General features: G+C 71.2%; 1 protein-coding gene. It reads right to left on the bottom strand.

Annotated features, from left to right (window positions below):
• A partial coding sequence (locus tag Raf01_RS48990) for a polysaccharide biosynthesis protein (RefSeq protein ID WP_203925053.1) occupies positions 1-1,823 on the bottom strand: 1,823 nt, incomplete at its 3' end.
• Positions 1,824-1,833: the final 10 nt, after the last annotated feature.

Consider the following 1,833-nt stretch of genomic DNA (forward strand, 5'->3'; position numbering starts at 1 on the left):
GTCAGGCCGCAGAGCCAGATCAGCCGGTCGATCAGCTTCTCCGGTTCGGCGAACGCGTCCAGTGCCCGGACTTCGCCCGGGTGCAGCGCCGGGACGCTCACGTGCGAGATGAGCGGATGCAGCGGCCGGACGTCCGCCTCGCCCGGACCGAACAACTCCTCGTGCATCTTCTCCCCCGGGCGCAGGCCGGTGTAGGTGATCTGGGCCGGTCGCGACGCCATGGCCGCGAGTTGGCGGGCCATTTGGTCGATGCTGACCTGCTTGCCCATGTCGAGTACGAGCGCCTCGCCGTCCCGCCCGATCGCCGCCGCCTGGAGTACCAGGTGGACGGCCTCCTCGACGGTCATGAAGTACCGGGTCACCGCGGGATCGGTGACGGTGATCGGCAGGTTCGCGTCGAGCTGCGCCCGGAACGCGGTGAGCACCGAGCCGCGGCTGCTCAGCACGTTGCCGAACCGCACGCTGAGGAAGGTGCCGTCGAACTGCTCCGCGAAGTGTGCGGTCAGCCGCTCGGTGATCCGTTTCGTGTAGCCGAGCACGCTGATCGGGCTCGCCGCCTTGTCGGTGGAGATGTTCACGAACTTCGCCACGTCCCGGCACGCCTCGAGGACCGCCAGCGTGCCCCAGATGTTGGTCTTGACCCCTTCGCCCGGGTGGCGCTGCAGCAGGGGCAGGTGCTTGAGCGCGGCCGCGTGGAACACGATCTCCGGGCGACGTGCCGCGACCACTTTGGCGATGCCCTCGCTGTCGCGCAGGTCCGCGAGGATCAGCTCGGGGCCGTCCAGCAGCGCCCGACCGGACAGCGACAGCTGCAGGCTGTGCAGCGCCGACTCGTCGCGGTCGAGCATCATCAGCTCGCCCGGATCCGCCCGCATGATCTGCCGGCACAGTTCGGATCCGATCGACCCGCCGGCCCCGGTCACCAGTACGCGGCGGCCGGCCAGCCCGGTGTCACAGACGAGGTCGGCGACGACGTGGCGGCGTCCGAGGAGATCGTCGATCCGTACGTCCCGCACGTCGGCCACGCTGATCCGGCGGTCGACCAGCTCGCGTACCGGCGGCAGCACCTTGAACCGCGCGCCCGCCTGCAGGGTCTGTGCCCGGACGTCGGCGATCAGGTCGGCATCCGCATTCGCGACCGAGAGGATCACGGTCGTGGCGCCGGTGCCCTTCACCGCCGACGCGACATCCCGGCGCCCACCGAGCATCCGCACGCCGTCGATGCGTAGCTGCCGCTTCGCGGGATCGTCGTCGAGCAACCCGACCGGCAGGTAGCCGCCCTGCGGATCGGACACCATCGCCCGCAACAGGTTCTGGCCGGCCGAGCCGAGCCCGAAGAGCAGGACCGGGGTCGCCGACTGGGCGTCGGGGCGCAACGAACGGTCGCGCCGGTAGCGGTAGCCGGCACGGACGGCCAGCATGGCCAGCAGAGCCAGCGCCGCCCCGAGCGGCGGTGTGCTGGCCGGGATGGGCCGGTCACCGAGCGAGATCACCGCGATGAGCAGGACCGTCGCGGTCGCGGTCGCGGTGCAGGCCAGCGATCTGACCTCGGACAGGCTGCCCACCGGATCGCGACCGAGACGTGCGCGCAGCACCGAGGTCCCGGCCAGGTGGAGGACCGCGGCGAGCAGTCCGGCGGCGACCAACTCCGGCGCGTGGCCGGACAGCTCGGTGCCGTAACGGGCCCAGGCCGCGACCAGGAAGCCTCCGACCCATGCGGCGATGTCCCAGCTCGGCAGCGCAGCCACAGTGAGGCGCGGATGTTCCGGGCCCGGACGATCTGGACCGGCGTCTGGCGCCGTGACGGGCACTGTGGCCTGCATCGGATACGCT

It is taken from the genome of Rugosimonospora africana (genome assembly GCF_016862975.1).
GTDB lineage: Bacteria > Actinomycetota > Actinomycetes > Mycobacteriales > Micromonosporaceae > Rugosimonospora > Rugosimonospora africana.